A 22,410-nucleotide genomic window follows, 5' to 3' on the forward strand; every position below is an offset into this window, starting at 1 on the left:
AGCGCCGCCCTCGGAGCGGGTCATGCCTGAGATGGAGCGATACGCGGATTGGTTCAACAAGACCGGTCCGGGGGGAGCAGAGCCGCTTCCAGCACTGACGCGCGCAGGGCTAAGCCACCTCTATTTCGAGAGTATCCACCCATTCGAAGACGGCAACGGCCGCTTGGGTCGCGCCCTCGCTGAAAAGTCTCTGGCGCAGAACATTGGCCAGCCGACCCTCATCTCGCTTGCCTTCACCATCGAGAAGGAGCGCAAGGCTTACTACGACCAGCTCCAGCAGCATCAAAAAACGCTCGACGTGACCGATTGGCTCGTCTGGTTCGCAGCAGTTGTCTTGAAGGCCCAACAGACAACACTCGACCGCGTCGGCTTCTTCATCAGCAAGGCACACTTCTACGATCGTCACAGAGACCAGTTGAACGAACGCCAGGCCAAGGCCATCGCTCGAATGTTTCGGGAAGGCCCTTGCGGTTTCAAAGGCGGCCTCAGCGCCGACAACTATCTCAAGATCACCGGAACTTCACGCGCAACCGCAACCCGCGATCTGCAGGATCTAGTCGAGAAAGGTGCGCTCAGCCGAACCGGTGAGCGACGCCATACGAGGTACTGGCTAATACTCTCAGAAACAACGACATCGCAGCTGACGGCGAAACCCGAAAGAACACAGATCGAGCTGAACAAGGCACCGGATCTGAAGGCCCCTTAAAGCATCCGCTTGCCAACTGTGGATCAGGTTGAAAAGGGGCCGTCCAAGCAAATGTGATTGAATTCTTTAATGGAAGAATGGAAGATAAGTCATTATCCGCGAGGAGATGCCCGATGGGTGATGATGCCGCGAAGCTTTCGAACCTAAATTTGAAGATCACCGAGGATGAGCGGTGGGCCTTCAAGGAGCTCTGTGTCCGGCACCGGATGAGTCAGGTCGACGGCTTCCGTTTGGCAGCACGATTATTGGAACAGCACCTTGAGACGAAAACGAATAACAGTGAAGGCGCATAGATGAACACCCAGACGACGAACACCTCTCTCGCCGATTTCATCTGGAAGAACGCCGACGACCTCTGGGGGAACTTCAAACACGTCGATTTCGGTAAGGTAATCCTGCCCTTCACCCTGTTGCGCCGCCTGGAATGCGTGCTGGAACCGACTCGGGACCAGGTGCGCGAAACCGTCAAGACCATGAAGGAGAGCCCGATTGACTTGGGCGTGATCCTCCGGACCCAGACCGGTTACCCGTTCTACAACACCTCGAACTACGACCTGCGCAGCCTCGGCGCGACCCGGACCCGCCAGAACCTCGAGGATTACATCGCCTCCTTCTCCGACAACGCCCGGGTCATCTTCGAACAGTTCGATTTCGCGAACACGCTGGCCCGAATGGACAAGGCCGGGGTCCTCTATAAGATCTGTCAAAACTTCGCCGCCATCGACCTGCACCCGGACGCGGTTCCGGAACGCGTCATGTCGAACGTCTATGAGCACCTGATCCGCCGCTTCGGCGCAGAGGTGAACGAGGCGGCCGAGGACTTCATGACCCCGCGCGACGTGGTCCACCTAGCCATCGAGCTGCTGCTGGACCCGGACGACCAGATGTTCATCGACAACCCAGGGCTCATCCGGACGCTCTATGACCCGACCTGCGGCACCGGCGGCTTCCTGTCGGATGGGATGGAGCATGTAAACGCCCTGCGCGACCGCTACTCCATCGCCCCGGTCATCGTGCCCTACGGGCAGGAGCAGGAACCGGAGACCCACGCCGTCTGCCTCGCCTCGATGCTCCTCAAGACCGTCGAGTCCGATCCCGGCCGCGACCTGTCGAAGAACATCAAGCTCGGCAGCACCCTGTCCGACGACAAGCTCGCGAACGAGCGGTTCCATTACTGCGTCTCGAATCCCCCTTTCGGCAAGAAGTGGGAGATGGATCAGGCCGCCGTGGTCCGGGAACATCAGGAGAAGGGGTTCGAGGGCCGGTTCGGCCCCAAGCTGCCGCGCGTCAGCGACGGGTCGATGCTGTTCCTCCTCCACCTCCTCAGCAAGCTGGAGGCGCCGGAGCGCGGCGGCGGGCGGGCGGCGATCGTCCTGTCCGGCTCGCCCCTCTTCAACGGGAACGCGGGGCAAGGGGAATCCGAAATCCGGCGCTACCTGCTGGAGGAGGATGTGGTCGAGGCCATCATCGCGCTTCCGACCGAGATCTTCTTTCGCACCGGGATCGGCACCTACATCTGGCTTATGTCCAACAAGAAGCCCGCCCACCGAAAGGGGAAGGTCCAGTTGATCGACGCGACCGCGCTGTTCGAGCCCATGCGCAAGAGCGAGGGGAACAAGCGCCGCCGGGTCGGGAACGACCAGATCCGGCAGATTGTCCAGATGTATGCCGACTTCGCCGAGACGAAGGAGAGCCGGATCTTCGACAGCCGCGACTTCGGCTATCGCCGGGTCAAGGTCCTGCGCCCGCTGCGCAAGAAGATCGTGACCTCGCCTGAGGGACTTGCGGCGCTGGCGGATGAAACCGCATGGGGTAAGCTCGCCCCCGAAGTGCAGAGCGGCTGGACCAAGCTGTTCGAGGCGGACATGGGCGAGGCGCATGGCTGGCACTGGTTCGAGGCTTGGGTCAAGAACGCGGCCAAGCGCGATGCGGGTCTGGGCAAGGTGAACGCCGCCCTAGTCAAAGCGTTCCAGAAATCCTTCGGCGTGCGGGACCCGGACCTCGAACCGATCCTCGACAAGAAGGGCGAGGTCATCCCCGATGACGACCTGACGGATTTCGAGAACATCCCCCTCGGCACCGACATCCGGGACTACATGGCGCAGGAGGTGCTGCCCCATGCGCCCGACGCCTATGTGGATGAGACGTTCCGCGACGAGTACGACGGCCAAGTCGGCGTCGTGGGGTATGAGATCAACTTCAATCGCTACTTCTATGAATACCAGCCGCCCCGCGATCTGGAGGAGATCGACGCCGAGCTGAAGGCGGTCGAGGCGGAAATCGCGGCGGTGCTGGCGGAGGTGACGGAATGAGCCGCCTGAAGTTCTCGGTGGCCCTTTCCCCGTCAGCGAAGATACGGCGCCTCCGAGCAGACGATCCTGTTTCTTTCATCCCCATGGACGCCATCAAGGACGGTCTGGGTGGGGTCGATGGTTCAAGGGCTGAACCCCTGAACGTCATGACAGCTGGGAGCTACAACTTCGTTGCTAACGATGATGTTCTTCTCGCGAAAGTCACACCCTGTTTCGAGAATGGGAAGAAAGGAAGAGCGGAAGGGCTGATAAACGGCGTCGGGTTTGCAACCTCTGAGGTCTACGTTCTGCGACCTGACGCTTCCCGGATCGACCCGGACTTCTTGCTCTATCTCCTCAGCTCGGAAGACTTTCGGTTCGAAGGGATACGGAGCATGACCGGCGCAGGCGGCCTCAAGCGCGTGAGTGCCGAGGCGGTCCGCAACTATCACGTGAATATTTCCAGTCCCGAAGATCAGGTCGCCATCGCCCGCTTCCTCGACCGCGAAACCGGCATGATTGACGGCCTGATCGAGAAGAAGACCCGGTTCATCGCGCTGCTGAAGGAAAAGGAGAAGGCGGCCATATCCCGCCTCGTTCGCCGTGGTCTCGACCGGAACGCGCCCACCATTGACAGTGGAGTGGATTGGCGAGGACGGGTTCCGGCACATTGGGTGCGGGGCCGGATGAAGGATCACTTCAGGCAGGAGAAACGGCAGGGGTATGAGGACCTAACTGTCCTTTCGGTTTATCGCGAGTTCGGCGTGATCGAGAAATCATCCCGCGATGACAACATTAACAAAACGCCCGAAGACCTGTCCAAATACCAGTTGGTCAACCCGAATGATCTTGTCATCAACAAGATGAAGGCTTGGCAGGGGTCAATGGGTATCGCCCCCATGAAAGGGATTACCAGTCCGGACTATGTTGTCATGCGTCCCATCGGAGAACACGACCCCCGGTACATGCATCACTACCTGCGGGCGCAACCTATGCCGTGGGTCTATCGCCTCATTTCAAACGGCATCCGGACCGACCAGTGGCGCATGGAGCCCGAAAAATTTCTGGGACTTCCTGTTTACATACCGCCGATTGAGGAGCAGAGGCTCATCGCTGAGCGGATCGACGTCGAGCTTGAGCGCATCCGGGGCCTGATCTCCCTGACCGAGAGCAGCATCGACCTCCTGCGCGAGAAGCGCGCGGCCCTGATCACCGCTGCCGTCACTGGCAAGATCGACGTGAGGGCGGCGGCATGACTTTTGGCGCGGACCGGTCGGTTTCTTATTGCTTTGGTAGGAGTCCTGCCCTATCTAATGTCTCAACAAGACCCGCCACGCCTCGGACGAAACCTCGGTTTCGCACTGCGCACCCCGGCGGGTTACTTGTTTTCAGGGTATCGCTTTCGCGGCACAGGAGTGCCGCATGAAGTTCGAAAAACCCGCCGTCTCCGTCCCGGATCAGGTCGAACTGCTGAAACGTCGCGGCATGACTGTCGGTGATGAAGCCCAGGCACAGCACTACCTGAACTTCATCTCCTACTACAGGCTGCGGGCCTATTGGCTGCCCTTCGAGGTGCCCGCCGCGAACAATGGCGATCACGCCTTCCGCGACGGGACAACCTTCGAGGATGTGCTGACGCTCTACATCTTCGACCGCGAACTGCGGCTGCTGGTTCTGGACGCCATCGAGCGGGTCGAGGTGGCCTTGCGCGCGCAATGGGCGCATCACATGGCGATGACCTATGGGCCCCATGGCTATCTCGAACAGGGCCACTATGCCCATATCGGGCGTCATGCGTCCGCCGTTGCCGAGTTGAACAAGGAAGCCGCTCGCGCGACACGTTCGCGACCCACTATCGCGACAAATACACCTCGCCCAAGCTGCCGCCGGTCTGGATGGCGGCAGAGGTCATGTCCTTCGGGTTGCTGTCGAAATTCTATAGCGACCTGAAACTGCGAAGCGATAGAAACGCGATCGCGTCCCCCTTCGCGCTAGACGAAAAGGTGGTCACGTCTTTCGCCCATCATATCAGCCATGTGCGCAACATATGCGCCCACCATGGCAGGCTGTGGAACAAGCGCTTCACGGTGAAAATGACCACACCAAGATTTCCTGCGAAGCTGCCCGTTGCAATACGAGATGCCGATCCGCGCTATCTGCACAACACTCTGGTGACGCTTGATTATCTTTTGGCCCTGATCGCGCCGGGCAATGAATGGAAACAGCGCCTTGTTGCGCTGATCGACGGCTGCCCGTTGGCCGATCCTGCCAGCATGGGCTTTCCAGCGGATTGGCGCACAAGAGCGGTGTGGAAGGTATGAGGATGCCGGTTTCTGCCCAAACGAAGCTGGCAAGACTTGTGAAAGAGGTACCCGCATGACCACAGGCGAACCCTTCGGGCGGACCATCCAGCTTTTCCTGGTCGACGGGAAGCCCACGGGCCTGCGCAAGGCGACGATCCACGGCTGGACCGGTCTGTTGTTTGTCAGCGGCGCCTCGGCCTTCGGCGACCTGACCGCCCGGTCCGAGGTGGACCGGACCGGCGTCTATATCCTGTCCGGCCCGGACCCGGACAAGCCCGGCGTGACCCGGGTCTATATCGGGTCAGGCAACTCAGTGTCCGAAAGGATCGAACAGAGCGCGAAGAAGCGCGACTTCTGGGAAACCGCCATCACCGTCACGACCAGCGACGACGACCTGTCCAAGGGGCACGCCGAATACCTCGAGGCCCGGCTGATCCGGGTTACCACGCAGGCGGGCCGGGTGACGCTTGACAACGGCACCCAGCCCGACACCGGCCGACGCCGCCTGCCTGAGGCGGATGTAGCGAACATGGAACAGTTCCTCGCGAACCTGCGGATTATCCTGCCGGTCATCGGGCTCGACATGCTGAAACCTCAACCGCGCGCCGTGACTCAGGTCGCGAAACCCGCTGATGATAGGACCGCCGAAGAGGTCCATTTCGAGATCCGCCACAAGAGCGGCGTCCAGGCGACCGCCGTCGAAGAAGACGGGGAATTCGTTGTTTTAGAAGGCTCCGAGGCCCTGATCGGGACCGGGTATGTCCAGCAGAGCTATGGCGGCCTTAAGGACAAGATGATCGCCGAGGGCGCGTTGGTCCCTCACGCGGAGGACCGCATGCGCTTCGCCAAACCCTGGCCGTTCAGCAGCCCGTCGGCCGCCGCGGCGGTGGTGCTTGACCGGAACAGCAACGGGCGGCTGGAGTGGAAGGTTCGGGGATCGAAGTTGAATTATCACGAGTGGCAGCAGGCGCAGGCCGGCGGATCGGAGGTGACGGAATGAGCGACCTGCATCACGAGAAGCACCTCGAGTCCTACATCGTCCAGAAGCTCGCCGCGTCGGGCTGGCTGGTTGGGTCGACCGACGCCTACGACGCGGACCGTGCCATGTACCCGGAGGATCTGGAAGCCTGGCTACGGGCCACCCAGCCGCAGAAATGGGACCGCCTACAAGCTATGAATGGCGACAAAACCCTGACGGTCGTCATGGACCGGCTAGAGACGGCGCTGGAGAAACAGGGGATGGTCCAGACGCTGCGCCGGGGCTTTTCGATCGCCGGTGCCGGCCACCTTGACCTGTCCGAGGCGGCCCCGGAGGACCAGCGTAACGATGCGGTCCTGCACCGCTACGCATCGAACCGGCTGCGGGTCGTGCCGCAGCTGAAATATCACCCGGGCCGCGAGCTCGCCATCGACCTCGGCCTGTTCCTGAACGGCCTGCCGCTGGCCACGGTCGAGCTGAAGACGGACTTCACTCAGTCGGTCGAGCACGCGAAGGCCCAGTACCGGACAGACCGCCACCCGGCCGATCCGATCACGAAACGCACGCACTCGCTCCTGACGCAGCATCGGGGCGCCGTGGTTCATTTCGCGATGTCGGACAGCGAGATCTGGATGACCACTAAGCTCGCAGGCGACGACACCTTCTTCCTGCCCTTCAACAAGGGGGATAACGGCCGGGCCGGCAACCCGGCGCGGGCCGACGGGGAATATCCCGTCGCCTATTTCTGGGAGGAGATCTGTCAGCCCGACGCGTTCCTGCGGATCTTCCACAGCTTCGTCTATGTCGAGAAGAAAAACGTGGTCGACCTGAAGGGGAACTGGTCGGTCAAGGAGACCCTGATCTTCCCCCGGTTCCACCAGTTCGACGCGGTCAACAAGATGATCGGCGACGCGAAGGAGAAAGGCCCGGGGCACCCCTACCTGTGCGAGCACAGCGCCGGGTCCGGAAAGACCTCCACCATCGCCTGGACGGCGCATGACCTGGTGAAGCTGCGCCGGGACGACGGGACGCCGATCTTCGACACGGTGATCATCGTGACGGACCGGAACGTGCTGGACGGGCAGCTGCAGGACGCGGTCCAGCAGATCGACCACCAGAAGGGGCTGATCGCAGCGATCGACCGGGAGACCTCGTCGAAGTCGAAGAGCGAGCAGCTGAGCGAGGCGATGCTGAAGGGCACCCCGATCATCGTGGTGACCATCCAGACCTTCCCGTTCGCTATGGAGGCGATCCTGACGGAGAAGTCCCTCCGGGACCGGAACTTCGCGGTGATCATCGACGAGGCGCATAACTCCCAGACCGGGAACACAGCGTCAAAACTTCAGGCGACGCTGGCCCTGTCGGCCCGGAAGGACGCGGCGGACATGACGGTCGAGGACATCCTCCTTGAAATACAGCGGGCCCGGAAACGCCCGGCGAACGTGTCCCATTTCGCCTTCACGGCGACCCCGAAACATTCGACCATGATGCTGTTCGGACGGCCGACGGACCCGACGAGGCCCGCATCGGACGACAACCTCCCGGTCTCGTTCCACAAATACGAGATGCGGCAGGCGATCGAGGAGAAGTTCATTCTCGACGTGCTGCGGGGCTACGTGCCGTACAAGACCGCGTTCAACCTCGGTCAGGAGATCGTCGAGGAAAAACGGGTCGACGGGAAGGCGGCCAAGCGGGCCCTGGCGAAATGGATGACCCTCCATCCGACGAATGTCACCCAGAAGGTCCGCTTCATCATCGAGCACTTCTCGAAGAACGTGGCCCACCTGCTTGACGGGAAGGCGAAGGCGATGGTGGTCACCAGTTCCCGGGCCTCTGCGGTCCGGTACAAGCGGGCCTTCGACGCCTTCATCGCCGCGAACCCGGAATACGGCAACATCCGCGCCCTCGTCGCCTTCTCGGGCAAGCTGACCGGGCGCGAGGTGATGCACCCGAACGACGAGCTGCTGCAGGGGGACGCGTTCGTCGTTGAGGAGGACGCGGAGTTTACCGAGGTGAACATGAACCCGGACGCCGGCGGCAAGGATCTGCGCCACGTCTTCGACCGGCCGGAATATCGGGTCATGCTGGTCGCGAACAAGTTCCAGACCGGGTTCGACCAGCCGAAGCTGGTCGCGATGTATGTGGACAAGAAGATCGCGAACGCGGTCGAGATCGTCCAGACCTTCTCCCGTCTGAACCGGACCTTTCCCGGGAAGGACCAGACCTTCATCATCGACTTTATCAACGATCCGGACGTGGTCCGGGCCGCTTTTGCCCAGTATGACAGGGGCGCCAAGATCGAGGAAGTGCAGGACCTCAACGTCATCTATGACCTGAAGGAGTTCCTCGACGATCAGGGGGTCTATGACGAGACCCACGTCCTCGACTTCCAGAAGGCCCGGTTTCGGACAGCGACGGCCGCCGCCAGCGGCACCGATGACGAGGCGGCGCACAAGGCGATGTACGCCGCGACGCAGGAACCGACCGACGCCTATAACCATCGGCTCACGGAGCTTCGAAACCGGGCCACAGAGGCCGAGGACGCCTGGCAGAAGGCGAAAGCGGTCGGGAACGAGGACGGGATGAAGCGCGCCGATCACGAGCGCGAACAGGTCGAGACGGCGATCGTGTCGCTGACGGATTTCAAGGCAGGCCTGTCGCGGTTCGGCCGCCTTTACGCCTATGTCGCTCAGCTGATCGATCTCGGTGACCCGGACCTTGAGGTCTTCGCCGCCTTCTCGAAGCTGCTGGCAAACCGTTTGGACGGGGTGCCCGCGTCCGAGATCGACCTGCACGGGATCGCGCTGACCGGCTATGACATCGTGGAGCGAGAGGAGCCTAGCAACGGCGAGGATGAGGAGCCCCCCACCCTCGACCCCATAAAGGGCGGCGGCGGCGGCGGACGGCCCGGTGCCCTACCGGTCTACATGCAGGAGCTGATCGAGCGCCTGAACAGCCTCTTCGGAGAGGCGACCCCGCTCGAGGACCAGGTCGCTTTCGTGAACCAGGTCGCCGCAATTACCCGCCAGAACCCGGTTGTGATGGCCCAGATCGACAAGAACAGTAAGGATCAAGCGATGAAGGGGAACCTCCCCGGCGCGGTGCAGGCGGCAGTGGTCCGGGCCATGTCCTCGCATAGCGCGCTCGCCACGCTTCTCCTTAGCAAGGATCGGCAGGCACTGCCGATCCTTGAAGGGGTGATCTACGAGATCCTGAAGCGGGGCGAGGCGTTGGACCTCACTCCTGATTGATCCAGCAGAACTCTTGATGCGATGAAAAAGTGGGGAAAATGGCTGCGTCCAAGAGCGTTCACTGAACGTACCCGCGCCGCTTCTTCACCGCTGCTAGCTTCATCAACGCGGTGATGGCCTTGCCTTCATCAAGGTGCGTCTCGACCATCATCTGCCCACGGAAACCAATTCGTCCCCATTCGCGCACGAGGCTTGCGCGTCCGAATAGATCGCGCTGAACGCTAAGTCGATAGAAGCGACGCATGTTGCGCGCCGGATCAATCCGGCGCATCTGCACGTCGGTCGGGAAGACATCGAGCTGGATCGGGCTATGGTACATGTAGTGATCAATTGAGGTTTCCTACACAATATCAGGTGGAAGAGTGCGCTTCCACCTCGATTTCCCCGCGAGGGGAAAAGGGGGCTCACGCCCCCTTCTCGAACTTCATGACCGGGATGCCGAGCTTTTTGGCTTTATCGGCGAGGTTTTCCTGGATGCCATTGCCCGGGAAGACGAGGACGCCCACGGGCAGGACCTCCAGCATCGCGTCGTTGCGCTTGAAGGGCGCAGCCTTGGCGTGCTTGCTCCAGTCGGGCTTGAAGGCCACCTGCGTCACGCCCCGGGCCTCGGCCCATTTGGCGGCGATGAGTTCGGCGCCCTTGGGGCTTCCACCGTGCAGAAGGACCATGTCGGGATACTTGGTCCGGACCTGATCGAGCTTGCCCCAGATCAGGCGGTGATCGTTGAAGTCGGTCCCGCCGGTGAGGGCGACCTTGGGGCCTGCGGGCAACATCACCTCGGTTTCCGCGCGGCGCTTGGCGGCCAGGAAATCGCGGCTGTCGATCAGGGCGGCAGTCATGTGCTGGCGGTTCACCATCGAGCCGGTGCGGGGGCGCCAGGTCGATCCCGTGTGATGGACGAACTCGGTGGCGGCGTGATCGCGCATCATGTCCATGCAGTTGCGCCGTTCGATCAGGGTCAGGCCTTCGGCCGTCAGGCGCTCGAGTTCGGTGGATTTCACCTCGGAGCCGTCCTGCTCGCGCTGGAGGCGGCGCTGCGCCTGCTCGTTCTCGTCGAGCGACCGCTCGATACGGGCCGTGGCGCGGTGAAAGAGGTTGACCTGGCCCCAGAGCACCTCTTCGAGGTCGGGTTCCATGCGGGTGTCTTCAAGGCTCGCGACGAGGGCATCGAAGATGTCGGCGACGGCGACCGCAAGGCGCTGCCCATCGGGCATCGGGCGCGGATCGGGCTCGTCAAAGGGGCGGTAGCCGTAAAGCTGCAACTCGTCGAGCGCATGGGCGGTCTGGGATGCGGTGTGAGCGGGTTCATACGTGTCGTCGTGAGTGTGGATCGTCATCAGTTTCTTGCCTCCGGGCCTGTCTCATCCGCGCGACAACCCGCGCGGCCTTCATGGGCTGCGAAAGCTGTCACTGGGGACGCCCCCTCACCCCGCCTTCGGGGCCGGAACGCATGTGGAGGAGGGCGGCAGGCAAGCTATTTGTTTCGCGATGCAAAGCGGGGGCTCGTCCCCCGCGGCGGAAATAGCTTGCCTGCCGCCCTTGATGGGGCGTCCCCTTTGACGGCCGCCTGCCCATCTCTTGAAGGCCGTGTGGGTGACGGGTGGATGAGATTGCCCGGGAAGAGGCAAAGGTGATGATCCACACCCGCGACAGGACTGCAGGACCCTTACCCCCCTCTGCCCCTGACCGCCCCCTGCGCGATGCTGCTCAGCCTGACAGGCGCTGCCGATCCTCAAGCCCGATCTGCCCTGCCAGATACTGGCGCAGCGCCTCTTTGCCGGTCGCCCGGAGATCATCGTTGAAATCCCCGAGTTGTGGCTCGAGCACATGGCACCCAATCCCGACCTCTGTGGCTCTGGCGCTCAACCTCTCTGCCGCGCGTTGGCCGGCAGGATCGCGGTCGATGGCGATGTAGAGGCGCTGAAGCCCCTCCGGCAACAGGACCGCCCCGAGGTGACCCGACGAGAGCGCCGCCCAGACGGGAAGGCCGGGGGCCGCCTCGGACAGGGACAGCATGGTCTCGATGCCCTCGCCGATAACGAGGATGTCGTCATACGGGGTCAGCCTGACGGCATTGCCGAGGAGGTGACCCATGGCACGCCGCTGCGTCTCGACAGCCGCCTTCCCCTGTCCGTCAGGTGCCAGCCAGGTTCGATGCACGCCCTGCAAGGCCCCTGCCCCATCGGTGACCGCGGCGATCAGCGCCGGTCTGGGGATGCTGCTGGTCTGGCCCTCATCCCGATGCCAGCACTTCCGATGGAAGCGCAGCGCACTCGTCATGCCGCCTTGGGTCAGGCCCCGGGCGCGAAGGTAGGTATCAGCAAGCGTGCCTGCGACTGGCATAGAGGCTGCAAACAAACGCGCCGCCGCCGCTGGTGTGCCGCCGGGGGCCTGGGCCTTCTTCGGCACTGGCCTATCCGGGAGGACCGGCTGGGGACGGCCAAGATGCGCCCGGGCCTCGGCCAGAAGATCGGGAAAGCGCGAGATCCCGGTTCGCTCGCGGATGATGTCGAGGAGATCGCCATGCTCGCCTGTGGCGCCATCGGTGAACTTGCCGGCCGCGCCCGGCCCTGAGGCGGGTCCAGTCAGCCGCACAAAGAGCGACCGGCCGGGGTTGTTCTGCAGGTCACCCACGATCCAGTAGGACCCTTCCCGCCGTCCGGCGGGAAGGTAGGCGCGACACACGCCTTCGGCATTTTCCGCCAGAGCGCGGATCAGATCTTCAGTCTCGGAATACATGGCTCAGCACCCTCCACGCGCATGTAGTCCTGTCACGGGACAACGTGCAAGCAGACGATCAAGCACTGTGATGCCGCTGGAGTCTGCTGGGCAGAAGAGCCGCAGCTTCCAGGCGATGATCTCCGAGAAGAACCCATCCGCTTTGAGCCGGTCCTTGGCGGCACCCAAAAAGCCCGACAGCTCGATCCGGTTCACCCCCATGACGCGGGACCGGTGCAGCTCCATCCCTTCGGCCAGCCGCACCACGGTCTTGCCCTCCAGAACGAGGGCATGGACCTGCGCGGCGGACAGTTGCGGCGCTTCACCCGCCAGCGTCGTCGCGACCCAGGCGGGCGAGACACGGCGACCGATGATGCGCTGGCCATCGTCGGTTTGCAGTCGGTAGACGCGGGTCTCGTCCTGCGGGAGCTGCTTCCAGATCGGCAGCAAGAGGCCCGCCACGATGTGCAGCGTGGTTTCCGTGAATTCCGGCACCTCGGCCAGTTCCGTGGTCCAGGCGGCTGTGAAAGCCGTGCGGTCAGCCTCGAGCCAATGCGTGTCGTCCATCAGCTTTGCCGGCACGGTGCTGGCCTCCGTTGGCCGGATCAGCCTCAGCCGCGGTTCGATGGTGCCGTCGTCTAGCATCAGGCTGGTCGCGGGCACCTGCACGGCAGCCCTGTTTGAGCGGCTGTTAACTAGCAAACGCGCCTTCGGATCGTCCAGCCAGTGGAGCGCATCAGCGAGCGCGGTCGGCGTGTTGCGCTGCTTTTGCGCGATGGTCAGGAGCTGGGTTTCTGCGCCCGAGCCGGGATGGGTGTAGATCACACGCGCATCCGTCACCTGAAAGCTCTCGGCGCGCAGCGTCTCGAGCCCGAGGTCGTAGACCCCGGCAGCGATGGCGCCCTCGATTCGCTGGTCGAGGAGTTCCTCGAAGACCGAGAACAGCACGGCCTGCATGTCGATCGTCAGCGCCAGCAGGCGATTGAGGAAGGTGGTGATAGGCGGCAGGTCATCCTTCAAACCGTTGTCATCGGTCAGGCTCAGACCGGTCGCATCCTCAAACGCCCCGAGCGAGCAGCCAACGACATCGCCGCGATAGAGGCGGCGGTAAAGCTGGCGCAGGGCGTCGCGGGCATAGGGGGACTCGAGGTTGTCCTCGGGTCGGAACAGCCCCTGCCCGCCGGTCTGGCGCTGGCCGCGCGTGATGGCCCCCAACGTGTCGAGGCGGCGGGCGATGGTCGACAGGAACCGCTTCTCAGCCTTCACATCGGTGGCGACGGGCCGGAAGAGCGGCGGCTGCGCCTGATTGGTGCGGTTGGTGCGCCCGAGGCCCTGAATTGCAGCATCGGCCTTCCAGCCCGGCTCGAGAAGGTAGTGGACCCGCAGGCGCTGGTTCTTCGCGCCGAGATCGGCGTGGTAGCTGCGTCCCGTGCCGCCGGCATCGGAGAAGATCAGGATGCGCTTCTGGTCATCCATGAAGGCGGCGGTTTCCGCAAGGTTGGCAGACCCCGCCCGGCTTTCGACGACGAGGCGCGCGGCAGGGCCTTCGCCCTTTCGCACGATCCGACGCGACCGGCCCGTCACCTCGGCCACGAGGTCGGTGCCGAAACGCTGGACGATCTGGTCGAGAGCCCCGGGCACGGGCGGAAGTGATGCCAGCTTCTCGATCAGCGCGTCGCGTCTGCGCGCGGCCTCGCGACATTCGACCGGTTGGCCGTCGCGCATGACGGGGCGCGAGGACAGATTGCCCTCGCTGTCAGTGAAGGGCTCGTAGAGCTGCACCGGGAAGGAATGGGCGAGGTAGTCCAAGACATATTCCCGCGGGGTGATGTCGACGCGGATGTCGTTCCATTCGTCGGTGGGGATTTCTGACAGGCGCCTTTCCATCAGCGCCTCGCCGGTCGAGACGATCTGGATCACCGCTGCGTGGCCCGCCGACAGATCGGCGTCGATGGCGGCGATCAGGGTCGGGGTTTTCATGCTGGTTAGCAGATGGCCGAAGAAGCGCTGCTTGGCGGACTCGAAGGCAGAGCGCGCGGCGGATTTGGCTTGGCGGTTCAGCGTGCCAGTATCCCCCGTGATATTGGCGGCCTCCATCGCGGCGGTGAGATTGTTATGGATGATGGCAAAAGCCCCAGCATAGGCATCGTAGATGCCGCGCTGCTCAGGGGTCAGCGCATGCTCGAGCATCTCGTATTCGACGCCGTCGTAGGAGAGCGAGCGGGCCGTGTAGAGACCGAGGGACCGCAGGTCGCGGGCGAGGACCTCCATCGCCGCGACACCGCCAGCCTCAATGGCTTCCACGAATTCCGCCCGGGTTGCGAAGGGGAAGTCTTCGCCACCCCAGAGGCCGAGCCGCTGCGCATATGCGAGGTTGTGGACCGTCGTCGCCCCCGTGGCTGAGACGTAGACCACGCGGGCATTGGGCAGCTTGTGCTGAAGACGCAGGCCCGCCCTGCCCTGCTGCGAGGCGGTGACATCGCCACGCTCGCCCTTGCTTCCTGCGGCATTGGCCATCGCATGGCTTTCGTCGAACAAGATCACCCCGTCGAAATCCGCCCCGAGCCAGTCCACGATCTGGTCGACGCGGGACTTTTTTGCGCCTCGCTCCTCGGAGCGCAGCGTGGCATAGGTGGTGAACAGAATGCCCTCGGAGAGCGGGATGTCGCGGCCTTGTGCAAAACGCGACAGCGGCGTGACCAGCAGCCGCTCCTGGCCAAGGGCAGACCAGTCGCGCTGCGCGTCCTCGAGAAGCTTGTCGCTCTTCGAGATCCAGAGCGCCTTGCGCCGACCCTGAGCCCAGTTGTCGAGCACAATCCCGGCCGACTGGCGGCCCTTGCCCGCCCCGGTGCCGTCGCCAAGGAAGAAGCCGCGGCGGAAACGGACGGCGTCCGCGGCATCCTCGGGCGCGGCCGAGACCATGTCGCCGGTTTCATCGACAGTCCAAGACCCCGCGAGATACGCGCCATGCGCCTCGCCCGCGTAGATCACGGTCTCAAGCTGCGCGTCGGACAGAAGGCCATCGTGCAGGATGGCGGTTGGAAGCTTGGGCCGGTAGCTGGGTTTTGGGGGCGCGACCGAGGCCATGGCCGCCGATTGCACCAGCTTGGTCGGGTGCGGTGTAGCGCCGGGGATGTCGATCGCCTGCAGGCGGAAGGTCTCATAAATGGCATCCGACAGGCGCGTGCTGGCCCCGTCCTCGGTTGCATCGCGCAGGGTATAGGCGAGGTCTGCGGCCTCGATCTGCACCACGGTGTTGGTGGGGGCTGTTGCAGGCGTGGCGCGCGACGAGCTGATTCCTGTGCGCGTGGTGCGGGCAGGATTTCCCGGGAAGGGGGAAGTGGGGCCCTGCCCGGCTGGAGCGACCTGCGCCAGTTCGAGGCGCGGGGGGACATGGGTAGTGATCAGCGACAGCAGGCTGGCGACATCAGGCGAAATCGGACGCGCCAGATCGGCTGTGATGCCGCCCGCCTCGCCACCGCGGCATTTGTCGAAGACCGAAATCCGCGTCTCGAAGCTGGTGCCATGTTTGGCAAACGCGGCACCGGATACGGCACCTGTAAAGACCAGATGCGCGGTCTCGGTCAGGCGGCCAAAGGTTTCGGCCCAAGCCGGGGAATCGGACGCGAAACTGGCACCGGTGATGACGACCAGCCGTCCGCCGGGGACCAGGCGCGCGAGCGCAGAGCGCAGATGCCGCGCTGTCGCCTCGGTGGTGCGGGCGTCGACATTGGCCACCGCCGAGAACGGCGGGTTCATCAGGATCACGCTCGGGCGCAACCCTGCGTCCAGATGATCGTCGATCTGGGCTGCGTCAAAGCCCGTGACAGGCCGGCCCGGAAACAGGCGACGGAGGAGATCAGCGCGGGTGTCGGCAAGCTCGTTCAGCGCGAGGCTGCCGCCCGCGATTTCCGCGAGGACCGCCAGAAGGCCCGTCCCAGCCGATGGCTCCAGCACCAAATCGCGCGCGGTGATCTGTGCTGCAGCCATTGCGGCCAGCCCCATGGGCAGCGGCGTCGAGAACTGCTGGAACCGCTCCATCTCCTCGGACCGCCGCGTATGGGTCGGCAAAAGGCCGGACACCTTGGCAAGGATCGGCAGCAGCGCTGCGGGCGAGCCCGCCCGCGCCAACAGCGCGCGGCCAAACTTCCGCAGGAACAAGACCAGCGCTGCCTCGCCTGCTTCATAGGCCAGCTTCCAGTCCCAGGCGCCGGTCGCGTCAGAGCCGCCAAAGGCGCGCTCCATCTCAAGGCGCAGGCGCAGCGCGTCGATCTGGAAACCTTGCGCCAGATCAGTCTGCAGCGCTTTGGCCACGCTCAAGATCGCAGCGGCCGTATCGAGGGACGGGATAGGGGCGACAGGCGCAAGGGCGCGCTCGGTCGCAAAGGGGGCGAGATGGGTCATCGGGAAACTCCGGAATGAGGGACAGGATCAGGCCCGGACGCCCTCTTTCGGGCACCCTCAGGCCTGACCTCCCCCGGCCCTCCTCTTCCTCTCAAACCCCATGATTTCCGCAGGTGGCTTGTATTTGTTCATGTTATGTTCTATTTTGAAACCGAGCTAAGAAGGGAGAGCCCCGATGGAAAGCACCACTTACGCCCTGCCCGCGACGCCAAAGCAGATTGCCTATGCGCGATCGCTAGCCCTGCGCAACCAGACGCTTCTGCCATGGGAAGTTCAGCAAGATCGGCGATCCTTGAGCGCCTGGATCGACGCGCAGGCCAAGCTCACACCCGCGACAGCGCAGGACAGCCGCCCGACATCAAAGCAGGTCGCCTTTGCCGAGCGCCTCGCCCGCATCAAGCGCCGCGCCGTTCCGGATGAATGCTTCCGCGACAAGGGGCTGATGTCGAAGTGGATCGACGGGAACAAGTGAGAACGGCACTGGCTGGCTCAGCTAGCTCCGGCCTTCCGGAGCTTTTGCCATACCGTGGCTTGGAAAATCGAGCGTAGTTGCCAACCTGTAGATTGGCAGATTAGCCCTTCGGGACATCAGCCTCGGTCAAACTCCTGTCCGAAGGACCAAGGTCTGGTCGCGGCGGCACACCGGGAGGTACATCGCATCGACCTTCGGCAACCACCGCAAGTCGCTGCCGTCTTTCGACCCAGCGTCTTCAGATCTCGCTCCACGTGGGGCTAGTCCATCAATTCTTTGGAAATGGTGATATTGGAGCGTCCATAACGCTGGAAAAGCAACCTCATCGAAGAAAACTATAGTGGTCTCTTGGGGCAGAGACGTCGCCGTCCTCAACGCGACTATGGAAACCCCTGAAGGCCGGTGGACTCAGTCCATGGTTGGAAGCCATGTGTTTCGCCGGAATGACCTCTCTTTCGTCCGGCGAAATGCTGCCCGTAACGCTTCCGTCGGTGGGGGCGGAGAGTCCAAAACCTCGAAGAATGCCTGATGGTCGCATTGCTTCAGGTTTGTGACGTCCGGCCTGTTGCCGTTTGCCGGTTTCATGTCTTCGGCCCCCCAAAAAAGCGAATGCGCCATGACTCGTCAGGCGACAGCCGCGATCGAGTAGTGCGGCGTCCCATCCCAAACAAGATCCCAGGACGCGCCAGGTCGGACATTCTGGATGGCGTGGGGCTCGAAGCAGACGAGGCAATTCCCGCCCGGCGCGGGAGCCCGGACCGAGGGGTAAATCAAGCCCCGCGATCCAGCCCGGCGCAGATGTTGGGCGAGGCTTTGGCCCTCGGGATATCCGACAGCCGGATCAGGATGCAGAGCCGGATGGCCCGGCTCGTCGGTCATGTCATCGAAGATCCCGATGAAGTCGGCCAGCAATTCCACATAGCGGGCGCTGTCATGGAAGCTGCCGGTAAAGCCGAGTTCACGTGTGCGGTGCCAGGCCACTTCGCTGACGGACACCATCACATCCCATGCGCAATACCACGCGCCGCGCTCCTCAGTGTTGAAGCGGTTTCCGCCGGCGCGGGTGTAGGTGAAGGCAGCGTTGACATGACTGTCGCCATAGATGCGCAGATCACGGCTGCGGCGCTGCCAGGCAAGCTCGCGCGGGTCCAGATGTGGGTTGCGGCCACGTTCCGCCAGAAGGCGGCCGCTGGTCAGGCCCTCGATCTCCGCCAGAATCTCCATCTCGTCATCGGCATCGACTAGACCGCGCAAAGATGGCGGCTTGTGGTAAGTGGCGGGCAGAAGACGGACGAGACCACGATCGGAAATCTCGGTCTGCTTCATGCCCCACCACGCAGCGCATCCAGATAGGTCCGAACCGCGAGAATTTGCGGCAAGCCGCCGTCGATCGCCGTGTCAACCGGACGGCTGCCCCCGAACAGCGGCCCCGTGTTCGGCCGGGTGAACCAGCTTCGCGCGAGCGGCTCGGAGAAATAGAGTTCGAGCGATTTGTAGATGCCGATCACCGCACTAAGCCGCAACAGTTGATCCTTGGTCAGTTCCCCCGCGAAATCCGGCTTCTTGGCACGCTTCCACGTGCTCACCGTCATATCGGCAAGGCCAGCCGCTTCGTTCAGGTTAAGGCCCCAAGCATCGACCACGCGCGCATAGGCCTTCAACGCGACGGCGTTGATCTGTGCGGGTTCTCGGATTTTCTCAGCAACGTACATGGCGTCCTCCATTGGTCTGAATATAGATCATATGGCCTCATTGTAAAGTTCAAATGAACTTCTCGCACTCTTACCCGAACCGCCGCCCCCCTGCGGTGAAGGTGTATTCATTAGCGATGATGCCGTCCTCAACGGACTCGTCCGAGGTAAGGTGGTCGTATTCACTCTGAAGCTGGCGGTAGAGCCAGCGGGCAAGGTCGCGAAGTGCCTCGGTCACGATCTCTTCCGCGTCCTCGGTGGGCGGCTGCCAGGTCGGGCTGTCGCGGGTGACGTCCACGGACATGGTGTATTCGTGGTAGTAGCGGCCCCGATGGCTGACCTCGGCCGCGAGCTGGTAGAAGTTCCGCCGCTGGATGGTCTGCAGCCGGTCGACGATGCCACGGAGCGTCGCGTCTTGGGGCGCGTAGTCGCGGATGCGCGCGGCCGCACCCTTGGCATGGCTAAGGTAGCCCTCGAAGCAGGCCCCGTCGCCCTGACTCCAGAAGCCGGAAAACCAGATGCAGGGCTTGGCCCGCGTGCCGCCACCCATCAGGCGGACGGGCGTGGTTTTCAGGCGGATGCCGACGATTTCGCAGACCCGCTCGAAATCCTCGTAGACCGTGTCCCACCAATCGTCGTGGGGCCCGAGCTCGCGATACCAGCTGCGTGCCTTGTCCTTGGCGATGTCGGAGAGTTCAGGGAACTGGTAGACTGTTGTGCAAATGACCTCAGGCATGTGCGTCCTCCCCGTTCAGCGCGGCGGCCAGCCATTCTTGCGTGCTGGTCCAGCCGATGGACTTGCGGGCACCAAGATCGATGACATGCGCGCCGCCGCCGAAAGCGTCGAGGCGAGGCCGGGAACAGGTCAGACCATACTGGAACCCCCAGAGTCCGGTGAGATCGAGGTCTTCTGCCAGGCGCAGCACGAAGTGGATGACCGCCTCGACATCGCCGTGCTCGTCGTCATGGATCCAGAGGGTGCTGTCCTCGGGCGCGTCCTGGCGCGCAAGAGTGAAGCCCGAGACCTCCGGGTCATCGGCGTCCTGATCCGCGGCGCGCAAGCCCTGGAACAGGGCAAGGGCACGTGCGGCCTTGTCGGGGCTGCCGACGTCGATCAGGCATGAGAAATGGGTGAAGTAATCCGCCATGGGGACCTCCTGAGATTGAGAAACCCGGGCCGTGGGGCCGGGCGCTGGATTGAGATGAAGGGTTGGTTGGAAGCGATCAGCCGGTCGGGTTGTCGCCCGATGCCTGCCGCGCGGCATGCGCGCAGAGCATTTGCCGGTAGAAGCGCTTGCGCGCCGTCCGGAAGCTGCGCACGGCGCGCGTGTCGGGGTGCAGCGCCCGGACCGCCGCGCGCAGAACTGTCTGGGGCGATGCCGTCGAGGGCAGACCGAGGCGCAAGTATGCGGGGTCGGTCATGTCAACTAACCTCGACCACGGGCGAGGCGAGATGCGGATCGACCTGCGCCTCGATCCGCTCGGACCGGCCCATCCAGGGTTCGGGCCTGATGGCCTTCACCCAATCGGCAAAGCTCGGGATGAAGCCGAGATCCTCTTTCACATGTTGTTCGCCAACCCATCGGGTCGGGATGATGCGCCCGGTCGAGAGCGTGAGGGTCTGGCCGAAGATCGTCTCGGCCATGAATATGCCCTCGGCATGGTGCCGCAGGGCCCGGTGCCGAAAATCGGCCGTGATCTCCTTGCTTTGGTCGAACCATGTGTGCACCGCGATGAAATCATCGACCGTGCCGCCCCATTTCTTCACCGAGGACAGGGCGTGGTGGTAGGGATGTGCCATCGTCGCCCCCTCAGAAATCGTGCGTGTAGAGTTCGGAAGAGGTGAAGCGCCCGTTGAACTCGAGATGGATGCAGCGGGCCGCAGCGTCGAAGCAGAACTCGCCGTAAGCGCCGTCGTTGTTCTCCCAACCGCCATGGGTGTCAGACAGGAAGTCGTAGGCGAGCTGCTCGACAACATCCTCCAGTGGCAGGCTGCGCATTTCGACCTCGGGGTCGTCCCAGGTCAGAGCTGCATAGGGGATTTCGGTCGCGGGAAAATCGACAGCCGTCTCGCCCGCCCAGGCGCCGATGCCTTCGATCTGGCCGCTGTCACCGGCACCGTCGAAGGTCACGGTGACATGGGTGATGCCGGCGGCCATGAGGCCATCGAACAGGCGGTCCTTGTTGCCGGGGCGCAGGGCGAGGATCCGGGCGGTGCGTTCGGCATGCGCGGCAAGGATCGCCCCAAAATCGACGGTGGAAGGCCGCAGCGGGGCGGCCAGAGTGGGTTCAGTCTGGGTCATGGATGACTCCGTTCGGTGAGGACAGGTCAGACCCCCCGGGTGGCGCACTCCTCTGCCCCCCGAAGGCTCAAACCCTTCCCATCCCTCCTCTGTCTCTCGGGCATCACGCCGCGATCTGCAGCGCGCGAGCGGCAAAGGCGCGCCAGAGCGGATCGACCAGACGCGCATCCAGCAGATCAGCACGGTGACGCAGCCGCTGCGCCAATTCAGGCTCGTGCCAGTCAGTGGCGCGGCCAGCCTGAGCGCGAAGTTGAACCGCCTCGGTCACGACGGCCCGCGCCTCAAGAGCATTGGCGACAGGGTGGCACCAAGCCACAGCGCCATGACTGGCGGCCCCGGCAAGAACCAGGCGCTGGTCGCAATCAAGGATGGCCAGAAGCTGCGGCGCTGCATCGGAGCCGTTGTCCTCGGCAAGCTCAAACGCCCCCTGCATGGCATCGGCCAGCGTCGCAAAACGCTCAACGACCACGGGGGCAGCGGTGCCCAACATCAGGGCTGCAGGCGTCCGGTGCATCCGCGTCAGCGCGAAAGGCAGGCTGGGATCAGGAGCGACAATTGGGCCATTTGGGATGGGGCCCATCGGACGCGGGCCCGGTTGGATCGGCAGGGGAAGGTCAAACATGGCAATGTCTCCAACGGCGCGGGAAGCCACTCTCCCCGCCTCATCCGTCAAAGACCAAACCGCCACCCTCTTCCTCGAAGGGGCGACGGTGATGGATCTGGCCACAGCATCAGAGTTTGCCGAGACCCCGCAGGCTCAGCTCCGTCCCGGCACCCACGATGATGTGGTCATGCAGCGTCAGGCCGAGATACTTGCAGCCCTTCTGGATCTCCTTGGTCATGCTGAGATCAGCCTCGGACGGCGTCGGATCACCCGACGGGTGGTTGTGGATCAGGATCAGGGCGCTGGCGTTCAGCATCAGCGCCCGCTTGATCACCTCGCGCGGATAGACAGGCACATGATCGACTGTGCCGGTCGACAAAAGCTCATCGGCGATGATGCGGTTCTTGCGGTCGAGATAGAGGACATGGAATCGCTCGATGGGACCTCGGACGGTCAGAGCGCAATAGTCCATCAGCGCCTGCCAGCTGCCGATGACCGGGTTCTGGCTGAGGTAGCGGCCGAGGATATCGCGGGCCTCGAGAATGACGGTTTCTTCCTGGGGGGTCATGAGGGTCTCGCTGAAATCCGCACACCGAAGCCCCCTGCCCTTTCGGGGCATGGCCAGCGGCGTGCATGTTGAGAAAAAGGCTACAGCGACCGCCCCGGTGTCGGGCGATCGCTGCGTGGG

Annotated in this window: 21 protein-coding genes and 1 pseudogene; 8 read left to right on the plus strand and 14 right to left on the minus strand. The window is 63.4% G+C overall.

Going from position 1 to position 22,410, the window contains the following annotated elements; all coding sequences use genetic code 11:
- The 7 genes and pseudogenes from G0A00_RS23795 to G0A00_RS23825 form a co-directional block, all read left to right on the plus strand.
- The coding region (locus tag G0A00_RS23795) for a Fic family protein (RefSeq protein WP_164184774.1) at positions 1 to 706 on the plus strand (706 nt) is incomplete at its 5' end.
- Positions 707 to 819: 113 nt separating this feature from the next.
- On the plus strand, positions 820 to 999 hold the full coding sequence (locus tag G0A00_RS23800; RefSeq protein ID WP_127109559.1) for a hypothetical protein: 180 nt from the start codon (positions 820 to 822) through the stop codon (positions 997 to 999).
- Complete coding sequence (locus G0A00_RS23805) at positions 1,000 to 3,018, plus strand: class I SAM-dependent DNA methyltransferase (RefSeq protein WP_164184773.1); 2,019 nt, start codon at positions 1,000 to 1,002, stop codon at positions 3,016 to 3,018.
- Positions 3,015 to 4,253: a restriction endonuclease subunit S gene (locus tag G0A00_RS23810; RefSeq protein ID WP_164184772.1), complete on the plus strand. Its 1,239-nt coding sequence runs from the start codon at positions 3,015 to 3,017 to the stop codon at positions 4,251 to 4,253. Before G0A00_RS23805 ends, G0A00_RS23810 begins: the two co-directional genes overlap by 4 nt.
- A 229-nt stretch (positions 4,254 to 4,482) precedes the next feature.
- Positions 4,483 to 5,318 (plus strand): annotated as a pseudogene (locus G0A00_RS23815) (Abi family protein).
- Between the two features lie 55 nt (positions 5,319 to 5,373).
- Positions 5,374 to 6,300 (plus strand): GIY-YIG nuclease family protein, encoded by a 927-nt coding sequence (locus tag G0A00_RS23820; RefSeq protein WP_164184771.1) that lies wholly within the window; start codon positions 5,374 to 5,376, stop codon positions 6,298 to 6,300.
- Positions 6,297 to 9,530 (plus strand): type I restriction endonuclease subunit R, encoded by a 3,234-nt coding sequence (locus G0A00_RS23825; RefSeq protein WP_164184770.1) that lies wholly within the window; start codon positions 6,297 to 6,299, stop codon positions 9,528 to 9,530. Before G0A00_RS23820 ends, G0A00_RS23825 begins: the two co-directional genes overlap by 4 nt.
- Before the next feature lie 58 nt (positions 9,531 to 9,588).
- On the opposite strand, the gene G0A00_RS23830 is transcribed toward G0A00_RS23825, so the two are convergent.
- The 4 genes from G0A00_RS23830 to G0A00_RS23845 form a co-directional block, all read right to left on the minus strand.
- A complete protein-coding gene (locus G0A00_RS23830; RefSeq protein ID WP_164184769.1) occupies positions 9,589 to 9,849 on the minus strand; it encodes a WGR domain-containing protein in 261 nt (86 codons plus the stop codon).
- Positions 9,850 to 9,934: 85 nt separating this feature from the next.
- Positions 9,935 to 10,867: a DUF2493 domain-containing protein gene (locus G0A00_RS23835; RefSeq protein WP_164184768.1), complete on the minus strand. Its 933-nt coding sequence runs from the start codon at positions 10,865 to 10,867 to the stop codon at positions 9,935 to 9,937.
- Positions 10,868 to 11,237: 370 nt separating this feature from the next.
- A complete protein-coding gene (locus G0A00_RS23840; RefSeq protein ID WP_107755210.1) occupies positions 11,238 to 12,269 on the minus strand; it encodes a toprim domain-containing protein in 1,032 nt (343 codons plus the stop codon).
- 3 nt (positions 12,270 to 12,272) lie between these two features.
- Positions 12,273 to 16,652, minus strand: a complete 4,380-nt coding sequence (locus G0A00_RS23845) for a bifunctional class I SAM-dependent methyltransferase/DEAD/DEAH box helicase (protein WP_164184767.1) — start codon at positions 16,650 to 16,652, stop codon at positions 12,273 to 12,275.
- 175 nt (positions 16,653 to 16,827) lie between these two features.
- Between G0A00_RS23845 and G0A00_RS23850 the strand changes: the two genes are divergently transcribed.
- Positions 16,828 to 17,124, plus strand: a complete 297-nt coding sequence (locus G0A00_RS23850) for a hypothetical protein (protein ID WP_164184766.1) — start codon at positions 16,828 to 16,830, stop codon at positions 17,122 to 17,124.
- A gap of 408 nt (positions 17,125 to 17,532) precedes the next feature.
- Here the strand turns inward: G0A00_RS23850 and G0A00_RS26810 are convergent, their stop codons facing one another.
- The 10 genes from G0A00_RS26810 to G0A00_RS23900 all read right to left on the minus strand — a co-directional run bounded on the left by G0A00_RS26810 (position 17,533) and on the right by G0A00_RS23900 (position 22,290).
- On the minus strand, positions 17,533 to 17,742 hold the full coding sequence (locus tag G0A00_RS26810) for a DUF1778 domain-containing protein (protein WP_164184765.1): 210 nt from the start codon (positions 17,740 to 17,742) through the stop codon (positions 17,533 to 17,535).
- 6 nt (positions 17,743 to 17,748) lie between these two features.
- Positions 17,749 to 18,450 carry an RES family NAD+ phosphorylase gene (locus G0A00_RS23860; RefSeq protein WP_164184764.1) on the minus strand — a complete coding sequence of 234 codons (702 nt, stop codon included), beginning with the start codon at positions 18,448 to 18,450 and terminating at the stop codon, positions 17,749 to 17,751.
- Positions 18,447 to 18,848 (minus strand): MbcA/ParS/Xre antitoxin family protein, encoded by a 402-nt coding sequence (locus G0A00_RS23865; protein ID WP_067297291.1) that lies wholly within the window; start codon positions 18,846 to 18,848, stop codon positions 18,447 to 18,449. Before G0A00_RS23865 ends, G0A00_RS23860 begins: the two co-directional genes overlap by 4 nt.
- Before the next feature lie 58 nt (positions 18,849 to 18,906).
- On the minus strand, positions 18,907 to 19,551 hold the full coding sequence (locus G0A00_RS23870) for an antitoxin of toxin-antitoxin stability system (RefSeq protein WP_149884492.1): 645 nt from the start codon (positions 19,549 to 19,551) through the stop codon (positions 18,907 to 18,909).
- Positions 19,544 to 19,963 carry a hypothetical protein gene (locus G0A00_RS23875; RefSeq protein WP_149884493.1) on the minus strand — a complete coding sequence of 140 codons (420 nt, stop codon included), beginning with the start codon at positions 19,961 to 19,963 and terminating at the stop codon, positions 19,544 to 19,546. The genes G0A00_RS23870 and G0A00_RS23875 overlap by 8 nt, the downstream gene beginning before the upstream one ends.
- A gap of 76 nt (positions 19,964 to 20,039) precedes the next feature.
- The gene (locus tag G0A00_RS23880; protein ID WP_149884494.1) at positions 20,040 to 20,237 is read right to left on the minus strand and encodes a hypothetical protein; all 198 of its coding nucleotides are present in this window, start codon (positions 20,235 to 20,237) and stop codon (positions 20,040 to 20,042) included.
- Position 20,238: 1 nt separating this feature from the next.
- Positions 20,239 to 20,616, minus strand: coding sequence for a hypothetical protein (locus G0A00_RS23885; protein WP_109535014.1), 378 nt, complete (start codon positions 20,614 to 20,616; stop codon positions 20,239 to 20,241).
- A gap of 10 nt (positions 20,617 to 20,626) precedes the next feature.
- A complete protein-coding gene (locus tag G0A00_RS23890; RefSeq protein WP_164184763.1) occupies positions 20,627 to 21,118 on the minus strand; it encodes a DUF6878 family protein in 492 nt (163 codons plus the stop codon).
- 103 nt (positions 21,119 to 21,221) lie between these two features.
- The gene (locus tag G0A00_RS23895; RefSeq protein ID WP_109535051.1) at positions 21,222 to 21,740 is read right to left on the minus strand and encodes a DNA repair protein RadC; all 519 of its coding nucleotides are present in this window, start codon (positions 21,738 to 21,740) and stop codon (positions 21,222 to 21,224) included.
- A gap of 109 nt (positions 21,741 to 21,849) precedes the next feature.
- Positions 21,850 to 22,290 (minus strand): RadC family protein, encoded by a 441-nt coding sequence (locus G0A00_RS23900; RefSeq protein WP_009827207.1) that lies wholly within the window; start codon positions 22,288 to 22,290, stop codon positions 21,850 to 21,852.
- Positions 22,291 to 22,410: the final 120 nt, after the last annotated feature.

This window comes from Salipiger sp. PrR002 (assembly GCF_010500775.1).
GTDB lineage: Bacteria > Pseudomonadota > Alphaproteobacteria > Rhodobacterales > Rhodobacteraceae > Salipiger.